Annotated in this window: 1 protein-coding gene; it reads right to left on the bottom strand. The window is 43.4% G+C overall.

What is annotated here, in order from left to right; translation table 11 throughout:
• The coding region (gene recQ / locus AC3WVG_RS11885; RefSeq protein ID WP_488798331.1) for a DNA helicase RecQ at positions 1-1,373 on the bottom strand (1,373 nt) is incomplete at both ends.

Raw genomic sequence — 1,373 nt, 5'->3', positions numbered from 1 at the left:
TTGGCGTAAAATACTAAGCCAAAATTCACTGCTTTTATCTTTACCTATGCCATAAGTACTAAGTTCATGGTGATTGTTATCACGAATGCGGCTAGTATTCGCGCCGCGTAATAACTCTACAATGTAACCCAATCCAAATCGTTGTTGCGCGCGATACACACATGAAAGCGCTTGCTGTGCGACTAATGTGCCATCAAAACTTTTAGGTGGATTTAAGCAAATGTCACAGTTCCCACAGGGCTCGCGTTGGTACTCACTAAAGTAGTTCAATAATATTTGACGACGACACGTTTGTGCTTCGGCAAAGCTGGCCATGGCATTAAAGCGCTGCTCTTCTACGCGGCGGCGTTGTTCATCGTCAATATCTTCAAAAAAGCGTCTAACTCGGCCTATATCGGCAGGGTCAAAATACATGATGGCCTCTGCAGCCAGCCCATCTCGTCCAGCACGGCCTGTTTCTTGGTAATAAGCTTCAATACTTTTTGGAATGTCGTAATGCAGAACAAAGCGTACATTAGGCTTGTTAATTCCCATACCAAAGGCAACGGTGGCAACCACAATTTGAATATCGTCACGGGCAAATCCGGTTTGCACAAACTGACGTTGCTCGTTACTCATTCCCGCATGGTAAGCGGCAGCATTAAGGCCTGCATCAGCAAGCTTTTCAGCTATATCATCAACACGTTTACGACTGGTGCAATAAATAATACCACTTTGATTTTTTTGCTCTTTTAAATAACGCAGTAATTGCACCATAGGTTTAAATTTTTCTTCTATGGTGTAACGAATATTAGGGCGATCAAAACTGCCGGTATGAATGTAGGGCTGTTGTAGCTTGAGTTGCTCAACAATATCAAAGCGAGTCGCTTTATCGGCAGTGGCAGTGAGTGCCATCATAGGCACATGTGCAAAGCGTTGTTTAAGCTCATTTAAACGAAAATAATGCGGTCTAAAATCGTGACCCCAATGAGAAACACAGTGTGCTTCATCAATAGCAAACAAGCTCACATTCAAATGAGAGAGCCGCTCTAAAAAGTCGCGTTGTAGCACTTTTTCAGGAGCTACATAAAGTAGCTTTATCAGCCCTTGATGCAGTTGCTGATACACTAATTGTTGTTCTTCGCGAGCTAGGCTGTTATTGACATAAGCGGCCTTAACTCCCAGTGCTTGTAACTGGGTGACTTGATCTTGCATTAAAGAGATCAGCGGAGAAATAACAATGGTGACTCCCTCTAATACCAACGCGGGTATTTGGTAACACACCGATTTACCACCACCGGTGGGCAGTAATACTAATGAATCTTGGCCATTAATAGCGGCATCAATTACTGCACTTTGACCGTCGCGAAATTCACTGTAACCAAACACTTGTT

Source organism: Desulfovulcanus sp., assembly GCF_982781345.1.
This window is presented reverse-complemented; position numbering and strand designations above follow the sequence as displayed.